The 668-nt window shown below is 68.4% G+C and carries 1 protein-coding gene; it reads right to left on the bottom strand.

What is annotated here, in order from left to right; all coding sequences use genetic code 11:
* The coding region (locus PV364_RS41155) for a sodium:solute symporter family transporter (protein WP_415924681.1) at positions 1-668 on the bottom strand (668 nt) is incomplete at both ends.

The following is a 668-nucleotide window of genomic DNA, read 5'->3' as shown; positions in this document are numbered from 1 at the left end:
GACCGGCAGGTCCGGCTGATCCCCCGGCAGATCCCGCTGCACGCCGGGGTCGCCGGCGTCGGCGGTGTAGTCCTTCACGGCCGTCTCGTCCAGGCCCTCGGGCGCCTTGACGGCCCGCAGGACCAGGGTGAGGACGACGGTGACCACCACGTTGAGCACGAAGGCGGTCAGGCCGATGTAGCCGATCTGCCCGATGACCGGGATGGTGTCGGAGGAGCCGCCGAAGTGCTTCTGGGTGGGGCTCGCGACGCCGTAGGCGGCCCAGGTGCCGTAGATCATGCCGACCGCCCAGCCGGCCAGGAGCGCCCAGCGGTGGAACCAGCGGGTGAACAGTCCGCCGACCAGGGCCGGGAAGGTCTGCAGGATCCAGATGCCGCCCAGCAGCTGGAAGTTGATGGCGACCGTCTTGTCCATGGTGAGGACGAAGACGAGCGCGCCGACCTTGACCAGCAGCGAGACGATCTTGGAGACCTGGGTCTCCTGCGCCGGGGTGGCGTCCGGCCTGATGAAGTCCTTGTAGATGTTGCGGGTGAACAGGTTCGCCGCGGCGATGGACATGATCGCGGCGGGTACCAGGGCGCCGATGCCGATCGCGGCGAAGGCCACACCCGCGAACCAGGACGGGAACATGTTCTCGAAGAGCTGGGGGATCGCCAGCTGCCCGTTGT

The organism is Streptomyces sp. MI02-7b (genome assembly GCF_033793585.1).
Classification (GTDB): domain Bacteria; phylum Actinomycetota; class Actinomycetes; order Streptomycetales; family Streptomycetaceae; genus Actinacidiphila.
This window is presented reverse-complemented; position numbering and strand designations above follow the sequence as displayed.